The sequence below is a fragment of the Frigoribacterium sp. CFBP 13712 genome (assembly GCF_014842255.1).
GTDB lineage: Bacteria > Actinomycetota > Actinomycetes > Actinomycetales > Microbacteriaceae > Frigoribacterium.
In genome coordinates this window covers 97,809-122,789 of record NZ_JACYVH010000001.1, presented here as the reverse complement: position 1 = coordinate 122,789, position 24,981 = coordinate 97,809, and the positions used below count along the sequence as shown (strand labels likewise).

The following is a 24,981-nucleotide window of genomic DNA, read 5'->3' as shown; positions in this document are numbered from 1 at the left end:
GCGCCTCGGGCCTAGGGTGGCCTCATGCGACGCATCACCATCCTCGGCTCCACCGGTTCGATCGGCGTCCAGGCGCTCGACGTGATCGAGAAGAACCCGCAGCTGTTCGACGTGGTCGGTCTCTCTGCCGGCACCAACCGGGCCCTCGTCGCCGAGCAGGCCGCCCGCTTCGGCGTCGAGCACGTCGCCCTCGGCACCGACGAGTCGGTCGCGCTGGTCCGCGACGTCGAGGCCGACGTCGTGCTGAACGGCATCACGGGCTCCGTCGGCCTCGCGCCGACCCTGGCCGCGCTCGACTCGGGGGCGACGCTCGCCCTGGCGAACAAGGAGAGCCTGATCGTCGGGGGAGACCTCGTCCGCGAGCGGGCCCGACCGGGCCAGATCGTGCCGGTCGACTCCGAGCACTCGGCGATCGCGCAGGCCCTGCGCTCCGGTGCGTCGTCCGAGGTCAGACGCCTGGTGCTGACGGCGTCGGGCGGGCCCTTCCGGGGTCGCTCGCGGGCGTCGCTCGCCGACGTCACGCCGGCCGAGGCCCTGGCCCACCCCACCTGGGACATGGGTCTGGTCGTCACGACCAACTCGTCGACGATGGTGAACAAGGGTCTCGAGGTGATCGAGGCGCACCTCCTCTTCGACGTCGACTACGACGACATCGACGTCACCGTGCACCCGCAGTCGATCGTGCACTCGATGGTCGAGTTCGTCGACGGCTCGACGATCGCCCAGGCGTCGCCGCCCGACATGCGACTCCCGATCTCGCTCGGGCTGGCGTGGCCCGACCGCGTCGCGGGGGTGGGTCGACCCCTCGACTGGACCACCGCCTCCTCGTGGACCTTCGAACCCCTCGACGCCGAGGCGTTCCCCGCCGTCGAGCTCGCGAAGCAGGTGGGTCGGGCGGGCGCGACGTTCCCGGCGGTCTTCAACGCCGCGAACGAGCAGGCCGTGCTGGCGTTCCACGAGGGTCGTGTGGGGTACCTCGGCATCCTCGACACCGTCCGCGAGGTGGTCGACCGGCACGACGCGGGCCCCAGCACCCTCGAGGGCGTGCTCGAGGCCGAGCGCTGGGCGCGCGCCGAGGCGGACGCGCTGCTCGCCGGCTAGCCTCCGCCCGTCCTGCGGGGCGAGGCAGGGCGAGGGGAGGCGGGGCGAGGCGGAGCCGAGGAGGCGCGGCGCGAGTTCCCAGCATCGCCAGGGCGGTCCCGTGGTCGCTTCCCGGCTCGGCACGGCTACCCTTGCCCGGTGCTCACCGTTCTGCTCTTCATCGTCGGCGTCCTGATCATGGTCGTCGGCCTCGCCGTGTCGATCGCCCTGCACGAGGTCGGTCACCTCGTCCCGGCGAAGCGGTTCGGCGTGAAGGTCGGGCAGTACATGATCGGCTTCGGTCCGACCCTCTTCTCGCGCACGAGGGGCGAGACGCAGTACGGCGTCAAGGCCCTGCCGCTCGGCGGCTACATCTCGATGTCGGGGATGTTCCCGCCGGCGAAGAACGGCGAGGCCGGTCGGGCAGCCAGCACCGGGTTCTTCCAGACGCTCGTCCAGGACGCCCGGACGGCCAGCGCCGAGACCATCGACGAGGGCGACGAAGAGCGCACGTTCTACCGGCTGCCCGTCTACAAGCGGGTCATCATCATGCTCGGCGGGCCGACCATGAACCTGCTCATCGCGGTCGTGCTGTTCGGCGTCGTCCTCTGCGGGTTCGGGGTGGCGCGCGAGAGCACGACCGTGGGTCTCGTCAACGAGTGCGTCCTCCCCGCGGGCTCGACGGCGACCTCGTGCCCCGCCGACGCCACACCGGCGCCCGCGTTCGCGGCCGGCCTCCGCAACGGCGACCGCATCGTGTCGATCGACGGCGAGACCATGAGCGACGGCGACCAGATCGCCGCCGTGCTGCGCGACTCCGCCGACACGACCCTCGACGTGGTCGTCGACCGCGACGGATCCGAGCAGACGCTCGAGGTGACCCCGACCCTCTCCGAGCGGTACGTCGTCGACGAGAGCACCGGTCAGTACGAGGAGGCCGCCGACGGCACCCCGGTGACGCGCGAGGTCGGCTTCGTCGGCATCGGGTTCGCGACCGAGACCGCGCGGCAGCCCGTGACCGCCGTGCTGCCCGCCGTGTGGAACAACGTCACGCACGTCGTCGACCTGATCATCCACCTGCCGCAGCGACTCGTCGGCGTCGCCGAGGCGGCCTTCGGCGGCGGGGAGCGCGACGCCAACGGGCCGGTCAGCGTCGTCGGCGTGGGGCGGATGGCCGGCGAGATCGTCAGCCTCGACTCGGTGCCGATCGTCGACCGGGCCGCCTACGTGGTCAACCTGCTCGCGAGTCTGAACGTGGCGCTCTTCGTCTTCAACCTCATCCCGCTGATGCCGCTCGACGGCGGTCACATCGCCGGCGCGCTCGTCGAGGCCGTCCGCCGGGGCTTCGCGAAGCTCTTCCGCCGACCCGACCCCGGGCCCGTCGACACGGCCAAGGTGATCCCGTTGACCTTCGCCGTCGTGATCCTCCTCGGGGGCATGAGCGTGCTGCTCATCTACGCGGACATCGTGAACCCGATCGATCTGTTCGGCTGACGGTCACTCGGCGCCCAGCGCCGAGGTTTACGATTGGGCTCGTGCCAGCAGTCAATCTCGGAATGCCGAAGGTCCCCGAAGTCCTCGCCCCGCGCCGCAAGACGCGGCAGATCAAGGTGGGCAAGGTCCTCGTGGGCGGTGACGCCCCGGTCAGCGTGCAGTCGATGACCACCACGCCGACGCCCAACATCAACGCCACGTTGCAGCAGATCGCCGAGCTCACGGCGAGCGGCTGCGACATCGTCCGTGTCGCCGTGCCCAGTCGCGACGACGCCGAGGCCCTTCCGATCATCGCGAAGAAGAGCCAGATCCCGGTCATCGCCGACATCCACTTCCAGCCGAACTACGTGTACCAGGCGATCGACGCCGGCTGCGCGGCGGTCCGGGTGAACCCGGGCAACATCCGCAAGTTCGACGACCAGGTCGGCAAGATCGCGGCGGCGGCGAAGGCGGCCGGCGTCTCGATCCGGATCGGCGTCAACGCGGGGTCGCTCGAGCCGAGCATCCTCCAGAAGTACGGCAAGGCGACCCCCGAGGCGCTCGTCGAGTCCGCCGTCTGGGAGGCCTCGCTCTTCGAAGAGCACGACTTCCACGACTTCAAGATCTCGGTCAAGCACAACGACCCGATCGTCATGGTCAAGGCCTACCGTCAGCTCGCCGAGCGCGGCGACTGGCCGCTGCACCTCGGTGTGACCGAGGCGGGCCCCGAGTTCCAGGGCACGATCAAGTCCGCCACGGCGTTCGGCATCCTGCTGGGCGAGGGCATCGGCGACACCATCCGCGTCAGCCTCAGCGCGCCGCCCGCGCAAGAGGTCAAGGTCGGTCTGCAGATCCTCCAGTCGCTCAACCTGCGCGAGCGCAAGCTCGAGATCGTCAGCTGCCCCAGCTGCGGTCGCGCCCAGGTCGACGTCTACAAGCTGGCCAACGACGTCACCGACGGCCTCGAGGGCATGACCGTACCCCTGCGTGTCGCCGTCATGGGCTGCGTCGTGAACGGCCCGGGCGAGGCCCGCGAGGCCGACCTCGGCGTCGCCTCCGGCAATGGCAAGGGCCAGATCTTCGTCAAGGGCGAGGTCATCAAGACCGTCCCCGAGTCCGAGATCGTCCAGACCCTGATCGACGAGGCGAACCGTCTCGCAGCCGAGATGCCCCCGGGCGAGACCGGGTCACCGCAGGTGCTGACCGTCTAGACACGAGCCACGGGTGCCAGGCGCCCCTGCCGAGGAGGCGCGGTGCAGGTCGACCTGCACCGCGCCTCCTCGGCGTCCCGGCCCGGCGACGCCACCGATCGCCGTCGCATGTGTCGCCGTGTGACCCCCGCGTGGGCGGGTGCGGTCGTGGTGCGTCATCATGGATGTGCCTCGACGGTCCGCACAGCAGCCGGCCTCGGGGCTTCCCTGTGCCATCGAGAGGATCCCCATGACCGACGCCACCCCCCTGATCGACGCCCCGAAGAAGGGCCCGGGCCGCCTCATCGCGATCATCGTCGTCGTCGTGCTCGTGCTGGCCGCCGTCGGCATCGGCTTCGCCGTCTCGCGGGGCGGATCGGGCGACGAGACCGTGCGCATCGGCGTCGTCGGCAAGAGCGACCCGTACTGGCAGACGTTCGTCGACGCGGCCGCCGACGAGGGCATCGACGTCGAGCTCGTCGACTTCGGCAGCTACGAGCAGCCGAACCCCGCGCTGACCGAGGGCGAGGTCGACCTCAACCAGTTCCAGCACATCGTGTACCTGGCGCAGTACGACGTCGCGGCCGATGCGGACCTCGTGCCGATCGGCTCGACGGCCATCTACCCGCTGCCGCTGTACTCCGAGCAGTACACCGACGTCAGCGACTTCCAGAAGGGCGACACCATCGCCGTCCCGGACGACGCCAGCAACCTGGCGCGGTCGCTGCTCGTGCTCCAGTCGAACGGCCTGATCGAGCTGAAGGGCGGCGGCGACGCCTTCTCGGGCATCAACGACATCGACACCGAGGCCTCGACCGTCCAGGTCACGCCGGTCGCCGCCGACCTGGCCGCCACGTCGCTCCCGGACTTCGACGGGGCGATCATCAACAACGAGTACGCCACGAAGGCCGGTCTCTCGTCGGAGGACGTCATCGCGCAGGACGACCCCAACGACCCGGCAGCGCTGCCCTACGTCAACGTCTTCGCCGCCCGTGAGGCCGACGAGGACGACGAGACCTACAAGAAGCTCGTCGAGATCTATCAGGACACCCAGTCGGTCACCGACGGCGTCGTCGAGAACTCGGGCGGCACCGCCGTGACCGTCAAGGTGCCGGTCGCCGACCTCCGGTCGTCGCTCGACGACACGCGAGAGCTCGTCGAGCAGAACGGCTGACGCCGCCCTCGACCCCGTCCGACCCGTGTGCCGTTCCGGTGCGCGGGTCGGCTCCGTTCCCCCCGTGACGAGGAGACCCATGCCCGCCATCACCCTGACCGACGTCGTCAAGACGTATCCGCCCCGAGAGAAGGGCGCGGCTCCGCTGACGGCGGTCGACGGCGTCAGTCTCGAGATCGCCGACGGCGAGATCTTCGGCATCATCGGGTACTCGGGGGCGGGCAAGAGCACGCTCGTGCGACTGATCAACGCCCTGGAGCCCACCACGAGCGGGCGGATCGAGATCGACGGGTCGCCGATCACCGGTCTGTCCGAGCGGCAGCTCCGGGTGAAGCGGGCCGGCATCGGCATGATCTTCCAGCAGTTCAACCTCTTCTCGTCGAAGACGGTCTGGGGCAACGTCGAGTTCCCGTTGAAGGCGGCGGGCGTGCCGAAGGCCGAGCACCAGCGGCGGATCAGCGATCTGCTGCACTTCGTCGGGCTGGCCGACAAGGCACACGCCCGCCCCGATCAGCTCTCGGGCGGGCAGAAGCAGCGCGTCGGCATCGCCCGGGCACTGGCGACGTCGCCGGGCATCCTGCTCGCCGACGAGGCGACCAGCGCCCTCGACCCCGAGACCACCCAGGAGGTGCTGGGGCTGCTGCGACGCGTCAACGCCGAGCTCGGCATCACCATCGTGGTGATCACCCACGAGATGGACGTCATCAAGTCGATCGCCGATCGGGTCGCGGTCATGGACCGGGGCCGCGTCGTCGAGATCGGCGAGACCTTCGACGTGTTCTCGTCGCCGCGCGAGACGTCGACGAGGCGGTTCGTGTCGACGGTGGTGGCGGGCGCCCCCGCCGGAGACGAGCTCTCGGCGCTGCGCGCCCGGCACCCCGGTCGACTCGTGACCGTGCGGGTCTCCGAGGGCGGGGTCGACCAGGGGCACGTCTTCGGCGTGCTCGCGCGGCACTCCGTCGCGTTCGAGATCGTCTACGGCGGCATCGACGAGATCGCCGGTCGCACGTTCGGCACGCTGACGCTCGCCCTGTCGGGGGCGCCCTCGTCGGTCGACGACGCCCTCGCCGACCTCGGACCGGCCGCGACCGAGCTCGCGACCCCGGAAGGACGCTGACATGGACTCCCTGATCGAACTCCAGCCCCTGCTCTGGCAGGCCGCCTACGAGACCGTCTACATCGTCGCGCTGACCCTGCTCTTCGGCGGCATCGGCGGACTCGTGCTGGGTCTCGCCCTCTATCTGACGCGCGGGGGAGCGCTGTTCGCGAACCGGGTCGTCTTCGGCGTGCTCAACGTGGTGGTCAACGTCTTCCGTCCCATCCCGTTCATCATCTTCCTGGCCGCCGCGCAGCCGCTGGCCCGGGTGGCCGTCGGCAGCGGGGTCGGCAACGCGGCGATCATCTTCACCCTGTCGCTCGCGGCGTCGTTCGCGATCTCCCGCATCGTCGAGCAGAACCTGCTGACGGTGCAGCCCGGTGTGATCGAGGCCGCCCGGGCCGCCGGAGCCGGACCGTTCCGCATCATCCGGAGCATCATCCTGCCCGAGGCGCTCGGGCCGCTGGTGCTCGGCTACACGTTCATCTTCGTCGCGCTGGTCGACATGTCCGCGGTCGCGGGCTACGTCGGCGGCGGCGGACTCGGAGCCTTCGCCCTGCTCTACGGCTACCGCCAGTTCGACCCGGTGGTCACCTGGGCGGCCGTCCTCCTGATCATCGTGCTCGTGCAGCTGGTGCAGTTCCTCGGGAACACCCTCGCCCGCAAGGCGCTGCGCCGCTGACCCGGCGGGTGTCGGAGGCGTCCCGTGGCGGTCGTCCGCGACCGGTGATCCACCCGGCGGGCATGTCGGCGGCCTGGTTTACAGTGGGCGGGTGACGGACACGACGACGCCCCCGCCTCCTGCTCCCGCCCGGGGTCCGATCGCTCCGGCCGAGCTCGAGCGGGCCCGGGACGTCGTGGGGGCCGTCTCGAAGGCGTTCTCCCGCAAGGTCGTCGGGCAGACGTCGCTCCGCGACACCTTGCTCATCGCCCTGCTCACGGGCGGGCATGTGCTGCTCGAGAGCGTCCCGGGTCTCGCCAAGACGACCGCCGCGCAGACCCTGGCGCAGTCCGTCGCCGCGAGCTTCACGCGTATCCAGTGCACACCCGATCTGCTGCCCAGCGACATCACGGGCACGCAGATCTACGACGCCCAGCAGTCCACCTTCGTCACGCGCCTGGGGCCCGTCCACTCGAACTTCGTCCTCCTCGACGAGATCAACCGCTCGAGCGCCAAGACCCAGAGCGCCATGCTCGAGGCCATGCAAGAGCGGCAGACGAGCATCGGCGGCGTCGTGCACCGGCTGCCGCATCCGTTCCTGGTGCTGGCCACCCAGAACCCCATCGAGCAGGAGGGCACGTACCAGCTGCCCGAGGCCCAGCTCGACCGGTTCCTCCTCAAAGAGGTGCTCGACTACCCGTCACCGGCCGAAGAGGCCGAGATCATCCGTCGCATCGAGGCGGGCGTCTACGACGAGGCGACACCCGAGCCGCGATCCGGGGTCTCCCTCGACGACGTCGTGTTCCTGCAGGGGCTGGCGAAACGGGTCTACGTCGACCCCTCGATCGTCAACTACATCGTCCAGCTCGTCTACGTGACCCGCCACCCGCAGCAGTACCTGCCGGGCAGCCTCGCCGACTACATCGAGTTCGGGGCGAGCCCCCGCGGCAGCATCGCGTTCACGCAGGCCGCGAGGGCGCTGGCCCTGCTGCACGGCCGCGACTACGTCATCCCCGAAGACGTCAAGCACCTCCGCCACGGGGTGCTGCGGCACCGCGTCATCCTCGGCTACGAGGCCGCCGCCGACGAGATCGCGCCCGAGACGATCATCGACGCGGTCTTCGCCGCCGTCCAGACCCCCTGACGACCGTGCCCAGCCTGCTGCTCCGGGTGCGGACCACCATGTCCCTCCGCGCGCACCGTCGATCGCTCGATCTGCTCGAGGGCGGGTACGCGTCGATCCATCACGGTCGCAGCCACGACTTCGACGATCTCCGCGCCTACGTGGCCGGCGACGACGTCAAAGACATCGACTGGAAGGCCACGGCGCGGCACGGCGAGCCGCTGGTCAAGCGGTACATCGCGAGTCGCCGGCAGCATCTCGTGCTCGTCGTCGACACCGGGCGCAACATGGCGGCGACCGCGGCCGGCGGCGAGACGAAGCGCGACATCGCCGTCATGGCGGCCGGCGCCCTCGGCTACATCGCCGCCTCGCACGGCGACACGGTCTCGCTCGTCGCCGGCGACGAGTCGGGCACCCGCGCCTTCCCGTCGGGCGGCACCGAGGCGCACCTCGAGATGCTGCTGAGGCAGATCGACCGGCGCGTGTCGCTCGACTCGGCGCGCAGCGATCTCGTCGGGGTGCTCGACTGGGTCGCGCGCGGCATTCGCCGGAGGTCGATGCTGCTGATCGTCACCGACGACGTCCCCCTCGACGACCGGCTCTCCCGGCTGCTCCGACGTCTCCGGGCGCAGCATGAGATCGTCTGGCTGACGGTCGGCGACGCCGACCTGATGACCCGGGGCGGTCGCGCGTCCGAGGTGTTCGACGTCCACGAGATGGCCGGTCTCCCGGCCTACCTCCGCGAGAACCGCGAGCTGCGGGTCGAGTTCGACCGTGCCGACGAGACCCTGCACGACGAGACCGAGCGCGGGCTCCGCGCGCTCGGCATCAGCAGCGAACGCGTCGGGAGCCGTGCCGAGGTCGTCGCGGCCCTGTTCACCCTGATCGAGAAGCACCGCCGTGCTCGACGATAACGGCTTCTTCGGCCCGTACCAGTACCAGGGCTGGCTGCTCTACGCCATCGTGGGCGTGCTGCTGCTGGCACTGATCGCCGGCTGGTACGTGTTCGTCGTGCGCTTCACGGCCCGGCGGCTCCCTCCGGAGGCACGGCTCGCCCTCCGGGGTCGACCCGCGGTCGATCTCCCGTCGCTGCGAGCCCGCTACCTCGGGTTGATCGACGACGTGGCGATGGCGTCCGAGCGGGGTCAGCTCGACGAACGGGCCGTCCATTCGCGGTTGAGTCTGCTGCTCCGGTTCTTCGTGCACGAGACCGACGGCGTCGACACGCACGTGATGACCCTGGCCGACCTCCGCGAGACGGAGCTGCCACGGCTGACCGGCGCCGTCGAGCAGTTCTACCCGCCGGCCTTCCAGCGCCTGCACCCGGGGGACCCGGCCCGGGCCCTCGAGACCGCCCGAGAGGTCGTGCGGACGTGGGGCTGATCTTCTGGTGGATGCCGCCGGTGCTGCTGGTCGTCGTGGCGGTCGCGGCCGTGCTGGTGGTCCGCCGTCGGCGCGGCGACCGCGATCGGCTGCGGCGCCTCGGCACACCCGTGGCGCACGGCGAACGCCTCACGCGCCTCCCCGTCTACCGCCGTCTCGTCGCCCGCTACCGGCTGGTGCTGATCGCGACCCTGGTGGCCCTCGTCGGGCTCGGCGGGGTCGCGGCGCTGCTCGCGTCGCGCGTCTCCAGCGTCGACGTCGTCGAGCCCCCGTCGTTCAAGCGGGACATCGTGCTCTGCCTCGACGTCTCGGGGTCGATGACCGAGGTCGACTCGCAGATCGTCGAGACCTTCGGTCGGCTGGCGGAGGGGCTCGACGGCGAGCGGATCGGACTCTCGCTGTTCGACAGCTCGTCGGTGACGGCCTTCCCGCTGACCGACGACTACGACTTCGTCCGCACCCAGCTCGAGCTCTACCGCCAGTCGTTCGACACCGTCGGAGAAGAGGGCACGCGGTACTGGTCGGGCACCGACCTCGGCGAGGGGGCCAGTCTGATCGGCGACGGTCTGGCCTCGTGCGTGCTCGGCTTCGACGACGACGGCGAGAGCACCAGACCCCGCTCGGTCATCCTCGCGACCGACAACTACGTCAACGGCGAGGCGCTCGTCACCCTGCCCGAGGCCGGCGAGCTCGCGACCGACCGCGACGTCCGCGTCTACGCCCTCAACCCGGCCGACTACTCGACCGACGCCGTCGCCGATGAGGTCGCGACCGAGCTCAAGACGACCGTCGAGGCGACCGACGGCGCCTACTACGCCCTCGACGACGACACGAGCGTCGCGAGCATCGTCGAGCAGATCGACGCGCGCGAGGCCGGCCTGTTCACCGGCGCCCGGCGCCTCGTGGTCACCGACGACCCCGTCGGTCTCGCGATCGCCGGTCTCGTGGCGGCGCTGGCCGCCCTGGTGCTCCTCTGGCGGGTGCGGCTGTGACGTCGATCGTCTTCGACCCCGTTCTCCCCACGTGGCTGCTGGCCGTCGCCGGGGTCCTCCTCGGCGGGTTCGCGGTCTGGCGTGTCGTGGCCGAGCGGCGCGGTCGTCGGCTCGCAGCCGCCTGGGCGCGCCGCCTGGTCGTCGTCGGTCTGCTCGTAGTGATCGCGGCGCGGCCGGGGCTGCCCGGCGGGTCGGCGCAGGCGTCGTCCGCCGACCTCAACGTCTTCTTCGTCGTCGACACCACGTCGAGCATCGCCGCCGAAGACTGGGGCGACGGCGAGCCGAGACTCGACGGCGTGCGCGCCGACGTGACGGCCATCGCCGAGCAGCTGGCTGGCGCCCGGTTCTCGCTCATCTCGTTCGACAGCACCGCCGTGCTGCGGACCCCGCTCACGGACGACGCGGCGGCCGTCGTGACGGCCGTGGAGGTCATGAACCGCGAGATCACGTACTACTCGACCGGCAGCTCGATCAGCGAGGCGAACGACCTCCTGGCCGAGCGTCTGGCCGAGGCACGCGAGACCGACCCCGGACGCGCCAACGTGGTCTACTACCTGGGCGACGGCGAGCAGACCGCCGACGCCGAACCCGAGTCGTTCGACGAGGCCGCCGGCGACGTCGACGGCGGAGCGGTCTTCGGCTACGGCACCGACGAGGGCGGGCGGATGAAGGTCTTCGACGGCTACGGCGACGACTACTCGGCCGACGAGTACATCGTCGACGGCACGCGGGCCGGTTCGCCCGACGCGGTGTCCCGCATCGACGAGGAGGCGCTGGGCGCCATCGCGACGCAGCTCGGCGTCCCGTACGTGCACCGTGACGCCGCCACCCCGGTCGACTCCGCCGTGGCCGACGCGCGCGACGGGCGGGTCACCTCGACCGACGCCCGCGCCGAGAACGTCACCGAGCTGTACTGGATCGCCGCGGTGCCCCTCTTCCTGCTGGTGCTCGTCGACATCGCGCTCGTGCTGCGCGCGCTCGGCGAGATCCGCGGGGGGCGGCGGGACGAGCCGACCCGCGCCTCCCCGGCTCCGGTCCCGTCGACGAGGTCGAGATCATGACGGCCCTGCTCGGGCCGCCGCCCGTCGACGACCGCGGCCCCTCGACGCTCGACGACGCCGGGATCACCGCCTATCGACGGAGACTCCGACGACGACTGCTCGGCTGGTCGCTGCCTGTGGTGCTCGTGGTCCTGCTCGTCGCGCTGAAGCTGCTCAGCATGCCCGTCTTCGCGGGGCTGACGCAGTGGGCTTACGACGACCGCGCTTACGAGCGCAGCACGACGCTGAGCGAGCCGCTCGGCGTGGCGAACCTCGTCGAGCCCTGGGTGCACCACTTCGACCGGGGCACCGGCTACGCGCAGATCGGCGTGCTCGACGTCGCCCGGCGCGAGTTCGGCACCGCGCTCGAGCTGGCACCCGACGACCCGACCATCTCGTGCGTCATCCGCACCGACCTCGTGCTCACCATCGAGGCGCAGGGCGACGCGGCGCTGCTCGAACTCCGGTACGACGACGCCGAGGCGCTGTTCCTCGAAGGGGCGAAGGCCATCGACGAGGCTCCCGAGGGCTGCTTCCAGCCCCCAGAGCAGCAGGGAGCGCCCGACACGTCCGAACCGCTCGAGGAGGCCGACGGCCGTCTCGGCGAGAAGGAGCAGGAGGCGCAGCGCGAGCAGCAGGGCGGCGACCCGCAGCAGGGCGACGAGGGGGAGCCCGAGGGCGGTGACGCCGACGAGGGGGACGGAGGCGGCAGCGGGTCCGCCGACCCCCTCGACCGCTTGCGCGAGCAGGGCGAGCAGAGCCAGCGCGACCAGCAGCAGGAGAACGACCGTCAGCGGTACTACGAGCAGAACCCGGGGGAGTACGACGGGCGACCCTGGTGAGCCCCGACCGTCGCCGCCGCCGGGTGCGCCCCTAAACTGGAACGGTGTCCACACGCCTCTCCCAGCTCTTCGTCCGCACCCTCCGTGAAGATCCCTCCGATGCCGAGGTGACGAGCCACCGGCTCCTCGTCCGCGCCGGCTACATCCGACGCCAGGCCCCGGGCGTGTTCGCCTGGCTGCCGCTCGGTCTCCGGGTCAAGGCCAAGATAGAGGCCGTCATCCGCGACGAGATGACCGCCGCCGGCGCTCAGGAGGTGCACTTCCCCGCTCTGCTGCCGCGCGAGCCCTATGAGGTCACCGGCCGCTGGGTCGAGTACGGCGATGCGCTGTTCCGCCTGAAAGACCGCAAGGGGGGCGACTACCTGCTCGCGCCGACGCATGAAGAGGCCTTCACGCTGCTGGTCAAAGACCTCTACTCGTCGTACAAAGACCTGCCCCTGACGCTCTTCCAGATCCAGGACAAGTACCGCGACGAGGCCCGTCCGCGGGCCGGTCTGCTGCGCGGTCGCGAGTTCACCATGAAGGACGCCTACTCGTTCGACGTGTCCGACGCCGGTCTCGACGCCAGCTACCAGGCCCAGCGCGACGCCTACGAGCGCATCTTCACGCGACTCGGTCTCGAGTACGTGATCGTCAAGGCCGACGCCGGGGCGATGGGGGGCTCGCGCAGCGAGGAGTTCCTGCACCCGACGGCCGTCGGCGAAGACACGTTCGTGCGCTCCGCGGGCGGGTACGCGGCCAACGTCGAGGCCTTCACGACCGTCGTGCCCGAGTCGATCGCCCTCGAGGGTCTGCCCGAGGCGCACGAGCTCGAGCCCGCCGACACGCCGACGATCGCGTCGCTCGTCGACCAGCTCAACGAGAGCCACCCCCGGGCCGACGGCCGCGACTGGACGGCGGGCGACACGCTCAAGAACGTCGTCGTGGCGCTCAGTCACCTCGACGGCTCGCGCGAGCTCGTCGTCGTCGGGCTGCCCGGCGACCGCGACGTCGACATGAAGCGACTCGAGGTGGCGTTCGCACCGGCCGAGGTCGACGCGGCGGGCGACGCCGACTTCACGAAGAACCCCGTGCTCGTCAAGGGCTACCTCGGCCCGCAGGTGCTCGGACTCGAGTCGGACTCGGGCATCCGCTACGTCGTCGACCCCCGCGTCGTCGAGGGCTCCGCCTGGGTCACCGGGGCGAACCGCCAGGGCGTCCACGTCTCCGGTCTGGTCGCCGGTCGCGACTTCACCCCCGACGCCGTCATCGAGGCCGCCCAGGTGCGCGAGGGCGACCCCGCCCCCGACGGCTCCGGTCCCATCGAGACGGCGCGCGGCATGGAGATCGGCCACGTCTTCCAGCTGGGTCGCAAGTACGCCGAGGCGCTGGGGCTCAAGGTGCTCGACGAGAACGGCAAGCAGGCCACGGTGACGATGGGCTCGTACGGCATCGGCGTGACCCGCATCCTGGCCGTCATCGCCGAGTCGAACAACGACGAGAAGGGGCTCGTCTGGCCCGCGAACGTGGCGCCCTTCGACGTCCACGTCGTCGCGACCGGTAAGGACCCGGTCGTGTTCGAGGTCGCCGAGAAGCTCACTGCCGATCTCGAGGCGCATCGACTCGACGTCCTCTACGACGACCGCCCCAAGGTCTCGCCCGGGGTCAAGTTCGGCGACGCCGAGCTGCTGGGCGTCCCGCAGATCGTCGTCGTCGGACGCTCCGCCGGCGAGGGGATCGTCGAGCTCTGGGATCGCCGCACCGGTGAGCGGACCCCCGTGCCCGTGGCCGAGGCGGTCGCGACCCTCTCGGCTCCCCGCACCGTCTGAGCGGCGGTCGACCCGCGCCTCCTCGGCTCCGAGCCCAGGAGGCGGGGGTCGACCGGGCCGGCCGTCCCGCGGTCGCCCCTCACTCGGGTACCGTAGGGGGATGCTGTGTGCGCCACCGCGCGTGCAGCCTGCAGATCTGAATAGTGGAGGCCCTCAGTGGACATCGACCTGAGTGTGCTGCGCCTCATGGAGCGCGAGCGTGAAATTCCCTTCGACGAGCTCGTGGGCATCATCGAGCAGGCCATCCTCACGGCCTACCTGAAGCACACGGACCAGCCCGAGAGCCGCGTTCCGGCTGCTCGCGTCGAACTAGACCGGAAGACCGGCCACGTGTCCGTCTTCGCCATCGAGCGCGACGAGGAGGGCGAGGTCGTCGGCGAGTCCGTCGACAGCCCGAGCGACTTCGGTCGCATCGCCGCGTTCGCCGCCAAGCAGGTGATCAACCAGCGTCTCCGCGACATCGGCGACGACAAGGTGCTCGGCCAGTTCAAGGGCCGTGAGGGCGACATCGTCGCCGGCGTCATCCAGCAGGGGCCGAACCCCCGCATGGTGCACGTCGACCTCGGCACCATCGAGGCGATCCTGCCGCCCGAAGAGCAGGTGCCGGGCGAGAAGTACGTGCACGGGTCGCGCATCCGCGTCTACGTGACGGGTGTGAGCAAGGGCACGAAGGGGCCGCAGATCACGGTCTCGCGCACGCACCCGTCGCTCGTCCGCAAGCTGTTCTCGCTCGAGGTGCCGGAGATCGCGAGCGGCGTCGTCGAGATCGTGTCGCTGGCGCGCGAGGCCGGTCACCGCACCAAGATCGCCGTGCGCGCCACCGAGGCCGGCGTCAACGCCAAGGGCGCCTGCATCGGCGAGATGGGCGCGCGCGTCCGTGCCGTGCAGACCGAGCTGAACGACGAGAAGATCGACATCGTCGACTACTCGAGCGACCTGCCCGTCTTCGTGGCCAGCGCCCTGTCGCCGGCCAAGGTGTCGTCGGCGTTCGTCATCGACAAGGCGACGAAGGCCGTCCGCGCGCTCGTGCCCGACTACCAGCTCTCGCTCGCCATCGGCAAGGAGGGCCAGAACGCCCGCCTCGCCGCGAAGCTGACGGGCGCGCGGATCGACATCCAGCCCGACAGCATCCTCGAAGACGACTGAGCGGATGGCGATCCGGTCACACGGATGAGCCGTCCAGCCCGACAGCATCCTCGCCGACGACTGAATCGCCGAGACCGTGCGTCTCGTATCCGACGACCCGAGGGGGTAAGGTGGATCCCGTCAGAACGTGCATCGGTACTCGAGCGCGCGCTCCGCGATCCTCACTCGTGAGGGTCGTCGCCCGAAACGGACGCCTCGTGGTCGACCCGACCGCGTCGCTCCCCGGGCGGGGTGCGTGGTTGACGCCGTCGATCGACGCGTTCGAGTCGGCAGCGAAGCGCAGGGCCTTCCGCCGTGCACTCCGCCTCGACTCCGAACCCGACATCGACGAGCTCCGCGCCTATTTCACGCGGATCACCGCTGCACGACCAGTAGCCACGACAGAACAGGCTGAACGGCACATGGACAACTAATGAGCGGCTCGAAATGAGACCCGTCCAGAACTGAAGGCTCTTCCCGTCTCGGGAGGAGCCCGAGACAGGAGAACTGTGGCTAAACCACGCGTACACGAGATCGCCAGCGAGCTGGGGATCGACAGCAAGACCGCACTAGAGAAGCTCAAGGAGATGGGCGAGTTCGTCAAGGGCCCGTCCTCCAGCGTCGAGCCCCCCGTGGCTCGCAAGCTGCGTCAGGCGTTCGCCGGCGCCGCCAAGCCCGCCGCCACGCCGGCTGCATCCTCGGCCGCACCCGCTGCACCGGCGGCCCCCAAGGCTCCGGCCTCGTCGGCACCCAAGCCCGGCGGTCCCCGCCCCGCTGCCCCCAAGCCCCCGGTGGCCGAGCCCGAACCGGCTGCCGCCCCGGTCGCCGAGCCCGACGTCGAGGCTGCTCCGGCGCCCGTGGCCCCGCTGACCGTCGCCGAGCGCCAGGCTCAGGCCGAGGCGCAGCGCGCCGCAGCCGCTGCGGCGAAAGACGACACGGCCGCACCCGCCGCCGACACCGCCACGCCCGGTGCCGCCGGCCCCAAGCCCGGCGGACCGCGCCCGGGCGCACCCCGTCCCGGCAACAACCCGTTCGCGAGCAACCAGGGCATGGGTCGGCCGAGCGCCCCCCGTCCCGCAGGCTCCGGTGCGGCCAGCAGCATGCCGCGTCCCGGTGGCGCAGCGGGCCCGCGCCCGATGGCTCCGCGTCCCGGCGCCCCTCGTCCCGGTGCACCCCGCCCCGGCGTCGGTGCCAGCCCCCGTCCCAACGGCTTCGGCCAGCGTCCCGCCGGTGCGGGTGCCCGTCCCGGCGGTGCCGGTGGCGGGTTCCAGCGTCCCGGTGGCGGCGCTCCCGGCGCTGCAGGCGGATTCCGCCCCGGCTTCGGCCCGCCCCGTCCCGCCGGTGGCGGCGGCGGTCGCGGTCGTGGCCCCGGTGGCGGCACGGCCGGTGCCTTCGGTCGCGGTGGCGGCAAGAGCAAGGCCCGCAAGTCGAAGCGGACGAAGAGGGCCGAGTTCGAGATGCGCTCGGCTCCGTCGCTGGGTGGCGTCAGCGTCCCCCGTGGCGACGGCAGCACGATCGTCCGTCTCCGTCGCGGCGCCTCGATCAGCGACTTCGCCGACAAGATCGACGCGAGCCCCGGCAACCTGGTGACCGTTCTCTTCCACCTCGGTGAGATGGCGACGGCGACCGAGTCCCTCGACGAGGCGACCTTCCAGGTCCTCGGCGAAGAGCTCGGCTACAACATCCAGGTCGTCTCGCCCGAAGACGAAGACAAGGAGCTCCTCGAGGGCTTCGACATCGACCTCGAGCAGGAGCTCGAGGACGAGGACGAGTCCGTCCTGCAGATCCGTCCTCCCGTCGTCACGGTCATGGGTCACGTCGACCACGGTAAGACGCGACTCCTCGATGCGATCCGCAATGCGAACGTGGTCGCCGGCGAAGCCGGTGGCATCACCCAGCACATCGGCGCGTACCAGGTCTGGGCACCGCACGAGGGCGTCGAGCGCGCCATCACCTTCATCGACACACCCGGTCACGAGGCGTTCACCGCCATGCGTGCCCGTGGTGCGCAGGTCACCGACATCGCGATCCTCGTGGTCGCGGCCGACGACGGCATCATGCCGCAGACGGTCGAGGCGCTGAACCACGCCCAGGCGGCCAACGTGCCGATCGTGGTCGCGGTCAACAAGATCGACAAAGAGGGTGCGAACCCGGCCAAGGTGCGTCAGCAGCTCACCGAATACGGCCTCGTCGCCGAGGAGTACGGCGGAGACGTCATGTTCGTCGACGTGTCGGCGCGCGACAACAAGAACATCGACGCGCTGCTCGAGGCCGTCCTCCTCACGGCGGACGCCGGTCTCGACCTGCGGGCGAACCCCGACAAGGACGCTCGTGGTGTCGCGATCGAGGCCCGTCTCGACAAGGGACGCGGTGCCGTCGCGACGGTGCTCATCCAGTCGGGCACGCTGCGCGTCGGAGACGCCATCGTCGCCGGCACGGCCTACGGCCGCGTCCGAGCGATGATGGACGAGAACGGCGAGGCCGTCCTCGAGGCCTACCCCAGCCGCCCCGTGCTGGTGCAGGGTCTGTCGAGCGTCCCGCGAGCCGGTGACACCTTCCTCGTCACCGAGGAGGACCGCACGGCCCGCCAGATCGCCGAGAAGCGCGAAGCCGTCGAGCGCAACGCCTCGCTGGCCAAGGCCCGCAAGCGCATCTCGCTGGAGGACTTCACCCGCGCACTCGAAGAGGGCAAGGTCGAAGCGCTCAACATCATCATCAAGGGCGACGTGTCGGGTGCCGTCGAGGCGCTCGAGGAGTCGTTGCTCAAGATCGAGGTGGACGACAGCGTGCAGCTGCGCATCATCCACCGCGGTGTGGGTGCGGTCACCGAGAGCGACGTCAACCTGGCGACCGTCGACAACGCGGTCATCATCGGGTTCAACGTGCGACCCGACACGAAGGCTCGCGAGCGCGCTGCTCGCGAGGGTGTCGACGTCCGCTTCTACTCGGTCATCTACGCGGCGCTCGAAGACATCGAGAACTCGCTCAAGGGCATGCTCAAGCCCGAGTTCGAAGAGAAGCAGTCCGGTGTCGCCGAGATCCGCGAGATCTTCCGCTCGTCGAAGGTCGGCAACATCGCCGGTGTCATCGTCCGCTCCGGAACGATCACCAGGAACGCCCGGGCCCGGGTCATCCGCGAGGGCGTCGTCGTCGGCGACAACCTGGCGATCGACTCGCTCCGTCGCTTCAAGGACGACGTCACCGAGGTCCGTACGGACTTCGAGGCCGGTATCGGTCTCGGCAAGTTCAACGACATCCAGATCGGCGACGAGATCGAGACCATCGAGATGGTCGAGAAGCCGCGGGTCTGACCCCCGGCGTCATCGCAGCACACGAGGCCCCGCTCCGACTACGGTCGGGGCGGGGCCTCACCCCTCTCGCCACGACGGCGAACAGCACGAAGGAGCTCACAATGGTCGACGCGCAACGCGCCCGCAAGATGGCCGACCGCATCCAGGAGATCGTCGCCCGACGTCTCGAACGCGGCATCAGAGACCCCCGCCTCGGATTCGTCACGATCACCGACGTCAAGGTGACCGGCGACCTGCAGCACGCCTCGATCTTCTACACGGTCTACGGCACCGACGAAGAACGTCGCGACACCGGTGCCGCACTCAAGTCGGCGACCGGCATGCTCCGCAGCGAGGTCGGCAAGAACATCACGGCGCGGCTGACACCGAGCCTCGAGTTCATCCTCGACGCCCTGCCCGAGAACGCGGCCTCGATCGACCGTCTCCTGCAGGAGGCGCGACAGCGTGATCACGAGAGCCAGACGATGGCCTCGTCCGCGGAGTTCGCCGGTGACGCCGACCCGTACGTGAAGCCCCGCGATCTCGACGACGACGAGGACGACATCGACGCGGACGACGAGGAGGCGGCCGTCACGCCGACCTCGGGCGACCCCGACGAGTCCGACGCCCCGAACCGCTAGTCGGCGAGGACGTAGCCCTCGTCGGACGACCCCGTGGCGAGTCCGTCACGGATCAACCCGGCGAGGGCGCGTTCGCGTTGCGCCGCGTCCGCCCAGACGGCGTCGAGCTCCGTCTGCGACACGGGTACGTCGCTGGCGCGCAGCTCGGCCATGATGAGGCCCCGGACCTGACGGTCCGAGCCCTCGAACCTCGCCTGGCCCCGGAGGCGCGGGCCGACATGCTCCGGACGTCCGGCCAGCACCCACGCGCACCGGTCGATCAGGGGGCACACGTCGCACCGGGGCGAGCGCGCCGTGCAGACCAGCGCACCCAGCTCCATGACTCCTGCGCTGACGACCCGCGCCTCCTCGGCGTCCTCGGGCAGCTGCGCCTCCATGAGGGGGAGGTCGCGACCGGCCTTCGGGGCCCACGGTTCGGCGAGTCCCTCGACGGCACGGGCGAGGACCCTCCTGACGTTCGTGTCGACCACCGGATGGCGGTGTCCGAAGGCGAACACGGCGACGGCACGCGCCGTGTAGTCGCCGACTCCCGGCAGCGCGAGCAGGGAGGGGACGTCTTCGGGGACGACGCCGTCGTGGCGCTCCACGATGGCGATGGCCGCGGCGTGGAGGGCCAGCGCCCGGCGGGGGTAGCCGAGTCGATCCCACGCGCGGACCGCCTCCGACGCGGGCGACGCGGCGAGATCGCGAGGCGTCGGCCAGCGCTCGAGCCACAGCTCGAGGCGCGGCACGACCCGGGCCACGGGCGTCTGCTGCAGCATGATCTCGCTGACGAGAGTGCCCCAGGCGGTGAACCCGGGGCGGCGCCACGGAAGATCGCGACCTTCGACTCGGAACCACGCGGCGACGGCGGGGGAGATGCTCACCGGACGAGCCTACGTGCGTCGGCGCACGGCGGTCCCCGCTCGTTGTCGGAGGTGCGGCGTAGCGTGGACGCATGACGACCAGATGGGCCCCGGCCAAGAAAGACACCCTCCGCGAGCTCGCGGCCGAGATCGTGCACAACTACGGCCGCGGCCGGGTCGTCGTCGCCGTCGACGGCGACACCGCCGGTGCCCCGGGGGTGGGCCCCTTCGCCGACGACCTCGCCGAGGCGATCCGCGAGTCCGGTCAGACGGCCTTCCGCGCCTCCCTCCGTGCCTTCTCCCGACGACCGGCGTCGGCGCCGCGCGACGCCGAACCCGAGCTCGACGAGAGCGTCCTGCGTCGAGTGCTCGTCGAGCCGTTCCTCCTCGGTGGCAGCACGGGCTGGGTCGAGGCGGCCTTCGACGCCGAGGCGGATCGCGCGCTCGAGCCCACCTGGGTGACGGGTCCGGCCGACGCCGTCCTGGTGGTCGACGGCACCGACATGAGCCGCCCCGGGTTGTCGGGCATCTGGCACTACCGGGTGTGGGTGTCGGTGGGCGACGCCCGCACGGCGGGTCGTGCCACGGCCTCCGCCGTCGTCGGCAACGACGATCCGGAGCATCCGCGTCGACGATTCGACGACGCATGCTGAGCGCGGTGCGGCACGGGGCCGCCTCGACCTGCGATAACGTCGTCTGGTGAACAGCGGCATCCTCCTCGTCGACAAGCCGCAGGGCATCACCAGCCACGACGTCGTCGCCCGGGTACGACGCGCAGCGGGAACCCGCAAGGTGGGCCACGCCGGCACGCTCGACCCCCTGGCCACCGGTCTGCTCGTCGTCGGTCTCAATTCGTCGACCCGGCTCCTGACGTTCCTCGTCGGTCTCGACAAGGGCTACGACGCGACCATCCGCCTCGGCGTCTCGACCACCACCGACGACAGCGAGGGCGACGTGATCGGCCGTGCCTCCGCCGCGTCGGTCACCGATGCCGCGATCGACGAGGGCGTCGCAGCCCTCACGGGTCCGATCAGCCAGGTGCCGACCACGGTCAGCGCCATCAAGGTCGACGGTCGCCGCGCCTACGACCTCGCCCGCGAGGGCGTCGAGGTCGAGCTGAAGGCTCGCGACGTGACGATCTCCGAGTTCACCGTCCTCGACCGGCGAGAGACCGTGGTCGACGGTCTGATCGTCCGCGACCTCGACGTGCGGGTGTCGTGCTCGTCGGGGACGTACGTCCGGGCGCTGGCCCGAGATCTCGGCGCGGCACTCGGCGTCGGCGGGCATCTGACGGCGTTGCGCCGGACTCGCGTGGGGCCGTTCGACGTGACCCGCGCCTCCGTCCTCGAGGGCATCGACGTCGCACCCGCCCTGCTCGCGCCGGCGGACGTCGCCGAGACGCTGTTCCCGGTGTGGCGCATGACCGCCGACGAGGCGACCGACCTGGGCCACGGCAAGCGCGTGGCCCTCGCACTCGACGACGCCGACGGGCCGATCGCGGCCCTCACGCCTCACGGCGCTCTCGCCGGGCTCGTCTCGGTGAGCGGCGGGCGTGCGAGACCCATCGTCAACTTCCCGAGCGACGAGGTCGTCCTGTGATCGAGTGGTTCACCTGGGTGCAGGTCGTCGTGGCCTGCGTGGCGGGCATCGTCTGCCTCGTCGCGGGCTTCTCGGGGCGTCTGCCGAACGACATCACCGTCGGGGCGACCGCGCTCGTCCTGGTGCTGCTCCTCGTGCAGCTGGTGGTGGCGATCGTCGCTCCCTTCGCCGGCAACGATCCGACCGGCAACGTGGTCGAGTTCTACATCTATCTGATCTCCGCCATCCTGCTGCCGCCGTTGGCCGTCGTGTGGGCGCTGGTCGACCGTTCCCGCTGGAGCAACGTCGTCCTGGCCGCCGCGGTCTTCGCCGTCGCGGTCATGGTCTACCGGATGCTCCAGATCTGGACGGTGCAGACGGCATGATCTCCCTCCACCCTCCCCGGTCGTCGAACGGCGACCCCGAGTCATATCCTTGGTCGTGATGGACACTCAGAAGTCAACGCGCGCGGTCGGTGTCGGACGTGTGCTGATCGTCGTCTACGCCGTGCTCGCCCTAGCAGCGACCGGGCGTTCGGTCTTCCAGATCCTCGAGCAGTTCTCCGAGGCCCCGCTCGCCTACACGCTGAGCGCCCTCGCGGCCGTCGTCTACATCGTCGCCACCGTGTCGCTGATCACCCGCGGCCGGACCTCGTACGCGGTCGCGTGGGCCACGATCGCCTTCGAGCTCGCCGGCGTGCTGATCGTCGGCCTGCTGACCACCCTCGACCCCGAGCTCTTCCCCGACGACACCGTCTGGTCGTTCTTCGGTCGCGGGTACGGCTTCATCCCGCTCGTCCTCCCCGTGCTGGGCATGATCTGGCTGGCTCGCACGAGACCCCGCGGCGGCTCCCGCTGATGGAGTTCTACGGATCGGCGGCCGACGTCCCCGAGGGGTTCGGACCGAGCGCGGTGACCATCGGCAAGTTCGACGGCGTGCACGTGGGTCATCGAGCGGTCATCGACCTGCTCGAGGAGGTCGCGGCCGCCGAGGGGCTGACGTCCACCGTCGTGACCTTCGACCGCCACCCCCTCGCCGTCCTCCAGCCCGACCGGGTCCCGACGGCTCTGGTCAGCAACCGCCAGAAACGCGAGCTGCTCGACGCGGCCGGGGTGGCGGCGACCCTGATGCTGCCGTTCGACGACGAGCTCAGGGCGCTCACGCCGACCGAGTTCGTCGACCGGATCCTCGTGGGCGCCCTGCACGCCCGGGTGGTCTTCGTCGGCGACGACTTCCGGTTCGGCGTCCGGGGGAGCGGCTCCGTCGCGACGCTCCGTGAGCTGGCCGGGTCGCGGGGCTTCAGGGTCGTGTCGATCGACGACGTGCGTCCTGCGGGCGGGCGCCGCGCCTCCTCGACCTGGATCCGCGAGCTGCTCGACTCGGGGCGCGTGCGCGAGGCCGGTCATCTGCTCGGGCGCGAGCCGGCAGTCCGCGGCGTCGTCGTGCACGGCGAGCAGCGCGGCCGCGAGCTGGGGTTCCCGACGGCGAATCTCGCACCGTTCAGCGAGGGGTTCGTCCCCGCCGACGGGGTCTACGCCGCCCGGGTCGTGATCGACGGGGTCACCTACCCCGCGGCCGTGTCGGTCGGCAACAACCCCACCTTCGACGGCGTCCCCGCCAAGCAGGTCGAGGCGCACCTGCTCGACGTGACCCTCGACCTCTACGGTCGAGAGGCGACGGTCCACTTCGTCGACTGGGTGCGCGGCAACGTCCGGTTCGACGGACTCGACGCCCTCATCGAGCACATCGCCGCCGACGTGAGACGGACGCGCGAGATCCTCGGGGTCCCCGCCCCGGCCTGATCGGCGGTGGCGCGTCTGCGCGCCACGCCGGCGTCGGATCGGCTCCGTCGGCCGCGACGCCCGCGTCAGCTCCGCCGGCCGCGTCGGCCCGATCGTCCGAAGCCGGTCGATGCTCGCTGTCGGGGGTGCGGCGTACGGTGGGGCCGTGCCAGAGAATCGAGCCTCCGACGTCCCCCCGTCCGACGACCCGACCGACGTGGACGGCGCCGTGGCGCGACGACGCGTGCTGGTCACCGGGGCGACTGGCTACATCGGCGGTCGCCTCGCGCCGCGACTCGTCGAGGCCGGGGCGGACGTCCGCGTCCTCGTCCGCTCGCCCGAGAAGCTCGTCGACGTCCCCTGGGCCCGACATGTCGAGATCCTCCAGGGCGACCTCACCGACCCCGACTCGGTCGCACCCGCGATGGCGGGCGTCGACGTCGTCTACTACCTCGCGCACGCCATGGGCGGCAAGGGCGACTTCGGGCAGGCCGAGTCGCAGGCCGCTCATGCGGTCGCCGACGCGGCGGCGGCGGCCGGGGTGGGGCGCATCGTCTACCTCGGTGGTCTGCACCCCGACGGCGAGCTGTCGAAGCATCTCCAGTCGCGGAAGGACGTCGGCGACATCCTGCTCGCGAGCGGCGTGCCGACCGTCGCGCTCCAGGCCGGCGTCGTGATCGGGTCGGGCTCGGCCTCGTTCGAGATGATCCGCCACCTCACCGACGTGCTCCCGTACATGCCCGCGCCCAAGTGGGTCCGCAACCGCATCCAGCCGATCGCGGTCCGCGACGTGCTGCACTATCTGCTCGGTGCGGCCGACGTTCCGTCCGACGTCAACCGGACCTTCGACATCGGCGGGCCGGACGTCCTGCGCTACGGCCAGATGATGAACGGCTACGCGCTCGAAGCGGGGCTGAAGCAGCGCCCCATCGCGTCTCTGCCCGTGTTCACACCGTGGCTCGCCTCGCAGTGGGTCAACCTCGTCACCCCGGTGCCGCGTGCGCTGGCCGTGCCGATCATCGCATCCCTGCAGTACGACTGCGTCGTCCACGAGCGCGACATCGACCGCTACATCGCGCCGCCGTCGGCCGGTCTGCTGCGTTACCGGGTGGCCGTCCGTCTGGCCCTGCAGCGCGAGAAGGACGGCGACGTCGAGACGAGCTGGCAGGACAGCAGCGTCTCGGGGGCCCCGAGCGATCTGCTGCCGAGCGACCCCGACTGGTCGGGCCACACGGTCTACACCGACGATCGCGAGACCGAGACGTCCGCGCCGCCGGCCGAGCTCTGGCGCGTCGTCGAGAGCATCGGCGGCGAGAACGGCTGGTACTCGTTCCCGCTCGCGTGGGCCGCACGGGGTTGGATGGACCGCCTCGTGGGCGGGGTGGGCCTCCGGCGAGGCCGTCGCAGCCAGACGACCCTCCGCGTCGGCGACGCGCTCGACTGGTGGCGGGTCGAGAAGCTCGAGCACGGCACGCTGCTGCGCCTGCGCGCCGAGATGAAGGTCCCGGGAGGCGCGTGGCTCGACATGACCGTCACTCCCGTCGACGGGGGCGGTTCGCATTACCGCCAGCGTGCGGTGTTCTTCCCGCAGGGGCTGGGCGGGCGCCTGTACTGGTTCGCCATCCTGCCGTTCCACGGGGTGATCTTCTCGGGCATGCTCAAGCGCATCACCGCCACGGCCGAGAGGGACGCCGCCGAGCGGTCCGTGGCTCCTGCCGGGGCGACGACCTCGGCGACCGCTGCGTCGTCCGTCCCGGCATCGGCTGCGGGGCCGGCCGACGCGACCGGCGTCGCGTGAGTGCGCCGCGCCTCCTTGTCGCTTCCCAGCGGTTGCTGACACCATGGGCCGACAGTGCTTT

Annotated in this window: 24 protein-coding genes; 23 read left to right on the top strand and 1 reads right to left on the bottom strand. The window is 70.9% G+C overall.

Going from position 1 to position 24,981, the window contains the following annotated elements:
• Nucleotides 1–24: 24 nt before the first annotated feature.
• From dxr to rbfA, 17 genes are all read left to right on the top strand, one after another.
• Nucleotides 25–1,101 (top strand): 1-deoxy-D-xylulose-5-phosphate reductoisomerase, encoded by a 1,077-nt coding sequence (gene dxr / locus IFT51_RS00560; RefSeq protein WP_192058076.1) that lies wholly within the window; start codon nucleotides 25–27, stop codon nucleotides 1,099–1,101.
• A gap of 138 nt (nucleotides 1,102–1,239) precedes the next feature.
• Complete coding sequence (locus tag IFT51_RS00555; RefSeq protein ID WP_371740629.1) at nucleotides 1,240–2,574, top strand: RIP metalloprotease; 1,335 nt, start codon at nucleotides 1,240–1,242, stop codon at nucleotides 2,572–2,574.
• 41 nt (nucleotides 2,575–2,615) lie between these two features.
• Entirely contained in the window at nucleotides 2,616–3,764 is a 1,149-nt protein-coding gene (gene ispG, locus IFT51_RS00550) for a flavodoxin-dependent (E)-4-hydroxy-3-methylbut-2-enyl-diphosphate synthase (RefSeq protein ID WP_182501110.1), read from the top strand.
• A 229-nt stretch (nucleotides 3,765–3,993) separates the two neighbouring features.
• Nucleotides 3,994–4,917: a MetQ/NlpA family ABC transporter substrate-binding protein gene (locus tag IFT51_RS00545; RefSeq protein WP_192058073.1), complete on the top strand. Its 924-nt coding sequence runs from the start codon at nucleotides 3,994–3,996 to the stop codon at nucleotides 4,915–4,917.
• 79 nt (nucleotides 4,918–4,996) lie between these two features.
• Nucleotides 4,997–6,034 (top strand): methionine ABC transporter ATP-binding protein, encoded by a 1,038-nt coding sequence (locus tag IFT51_RS00540; protein ID WP_192058072.1) that lies wholly within the window; start codon nucleotides 4,997–4,999, stop codon nucleotides 6,032–6,034.
• A gap of 1 nt (nucleotide 6,035) precedes the next feature.
• Nucleotides 6,036–6,695 (top strand): methionine ABC transporter permease, encoded by a 660-nt coding sequence (locus tag IFT51_RS00535; protein ID WP_192058070.1) that lies wholly within the window; start codon nucleotides 6,036–6,038, stop codon nucleotides 6,693–6,695.
• Nucleotides 6,696–6,786: 91 nt separating this feature from the next.
• Nucleotides 6,787–7,818, top strand: a complete 1,032-nt coding sequence (locus tag IFT51_RS00530; RefSeq protein ID WP_192058068.1) for a MoxR family ATPase — start codon at nucleotides 6,787–6,789, stop codon at nucleotides 7,816–7,818.
• A gap of 5 nt (nucleotides 7,819–7,823) precedes the next feature.
• Nucleotides 7,824–8,711: a DUF58 domain-containing protein gene (locus tag IFT51_RS00525; RefSeq protein ID WP_192058066.1), complete on the top strand. Its 888-nt coding sequence runs from the start codon at nucleotides 7,824–7,826 to the stop codon at nucleotides 8,709–8,711.
• The gene (locus IFT51_RS00520; RefSeq protein WP_192058064.1) at nucleotides 8,698–9,180 is read left to right on the top strand and encodes a hypothetical protein; all 483 of its coding nucleotides are present in this window, start codon (nucleotides 8,698–8,700) and stop codon (nucleotides 9,178–9,180) included. Before IFT51_RS00525 ends, IFT51_RS00520 begins: the two co-directional genes overlap by 14 nt.
• A complete protein-coding gene (locus tag IFT51_RS00515; RefSeq protein WP_192058062.1) occupies nucleotides 9,171–10,172 on the top strand; it encodes a VWA domain-containing protein in 1,002 nt (333 codons plus the stop codon). The genes IFT51_RS00520 and IFT51_RS00515 overlap by 10 nt, the downstream gene beginning before the upstream one ends.
• Nucleotides 10,169–11,233 (top strand): VWA domain-containing protein, encoded by a 1,065-nt coding sequence (locus IFT51_RS00510; RefSeq protein WP_371740628.1) that lies wholly within the window; start codon nucleotides 10,169–10,171, stop codon nucleotides 11,231–11,233. The genes IFT51_RS00515 and IFT51_RS00510 overlap by 4 nt, the downstream gene beginning before the upstream one ends.
• The gene (locus tag IFT51_RS00505) at nucleotides 11,230–12,054 is read left to right on the top strand and encodes a hypothetical protein (RefSeq protein WP_192058059.1); all 825 of its coding nucleotides are present in this window, start codon (nucleotides 11,230–11,232) and stop codon (nucleotides 12,052–12,054) included. The genes IFT51_RS00510 and IFT51_RS00505 overlap by 4 nt, the downstream gene beginning before the upstream one ends.
• 44 nt (nucleotides 12,055–12,098) lie before the next feature.
• Complete coding sequence (locus IFT51_RS00500) at nucleotides 12,099–13,862, top strand: proline--tRNA ligase (RefSeq protein WP_192058057.1); 1,764 nt, start codon at nucleotides 12,099–12,101, stop codon at nucleotides 13,860–13,862.
• Between the two features lie 156 nt (nucleotides 13,863–14,018).
• Nucleotides 14,019–15,008, top strand: a complete 990-nt coding sequence (nusA, locus tag IFT51_RS00495) for a transcription termination factor NusA (protein ID WP_192058055.1) — start codon at nucleotides 14,019–14,021, stop codon at nucleotides 15,006–15,008.
• 110 nt (nucleotides 15,009–15,118) lie between these two features.
• Nucleotides 15,119–15,421, top strand: coding sequence for a YlxR family protein (locus tag IFT51_RS00490; RefSeq protein WP_192058053.1), 303 nt, complete (start codon nucleotides 15,119–15,121; stop codon nucleotides 15,419–15,421).
• A gap of 75 nt (nucleotides 15,422–15,496) precedes the next feature.
• Nucleotides 15,497–18,298, top strand: coding sequence for a translation initiation factor IF-2 (infB, locus tag IFT51_RS00485; RefSeq protein WP_192058051.1), 2,802 nt, complete (start codon nucleotides 15,497–15,499; stop codon nucleotides 18,296–18,298).
• Between the two features lie 101 nt (nucleotides 18,299–18,399).
• On the top strand, nucleotides 18,400–18,918 hold the full coding sequence (gene rbfA / locus IFT51_RS00480) for a 30S ribosome-binding factor RbfA (RefSeq protein ID WP_192058048.1): 519 nt from the start codon (nucleotides 18,400–18,402) through the stop codon (nucleotides 18,916–18,918).
• Here the strand turns inward: rbfA and IFT51_RS00475 are convergent.
• Nucleotides 18,915–19,784, bottom strand: coding sequence for an A/G-specific adenine glycosylase (locus IFT51_RS00475; protein WP_192058046.1), 870 nt, complete (start codon nucleotides 19,782–19,784; stop codon nucleotides 18,915–18,917). The two genes, rbfA and IFT51_RS00475, sit on opposite strands and share 4 nt — an antisense overlap.
• 71 nt (nucleotides 19,785–19,855) lie before the next feature.
• On the opposite strand from IFT51_RS00475, the gene IFT51_RS00470 reads away from it, so the two are divergent.
• From IFT51_RS00470 to IFT51_RS00445, 6 genes are all read left to right on the top strand, one after another.
• Nucleotides 19,856–20,416 (top strand): hypothetical protein, encoded by a 561-nt coding sequence (locus tag IFT51_RS00470; RefSeq protein WP_192058043.1) that lies wholly within the window; start codon nucleotides 19,856–19,858, stop codon nucleotides 20,414–20,416.
• A 43-nt stretch (nucleotides 20,417–20,459) separates the two neighbouring features.
• A complete protein-coding gene (gene truB, locus IFT51_RS00465; protein ID WP_192059191.1) occupies nucleotides 20,460–21,362 on the top strand; it encodes a tRNA pseudouridine(55) synthase TruB in 903 nt (300 codons plus the stop codon).
• Complete coding sequence (locus IFT51_RS00460) at nucleotides 21,359–21,727, top strand: hypothetical protein (RefSeq protein ID WP_192058041.1); 369 nt, start codon at nucleotides 21,359–21,361, stop codon at nucleotides 21,725–21,727. The genes truB and IFT51_RS00460 overlap by 4 nt, the downstream gene beginning before the upstream one ends.
• A gap of 58 nt (nucleotides 21,728–21,785) precedes the next feature.
• Entirely contained in the window at nucleotides 21,786–22,199 is a 414-nt protein-coding gene (locus tag IFT51_RS00455; RefSeq protein WP_192058039.1) for a hypothetical protein, read from the top strand.
• Nucleotides 22,199–23,143, top strand: coding sequence for a bifunctional riboflavin kinase/FAD synthetase (locus tag IFT51_RS00450; protein ID WP_192058037.1), 945 nt, complete (start codon nucleotides 22,199–22,201; stop codon nucleotides 23,141–23,143). The genes IFT51_RS00455 and IFT51_RS00450 overlap by 1 nt, the downstream gene beginning before the upstream one ends.
• A 208-nt stretch (nucleotides 23,144–23,351) precedes the next feature.
• The gene (locus IFT51_RS00445; protein ID WP_371740666.1) at nucleotides 23,352–24,920 is read left to right on the top strand and encodes an SDR family oxidoreductase; all 1,569 of its coding nucleotides are present in this window, start codon (nucleotides 23,352–23,354) and stop codon (nucleotides 24,918–24,920) included.
• Nucleotides 24,921–24,981 lie beyond the last annotated feature (61 nt).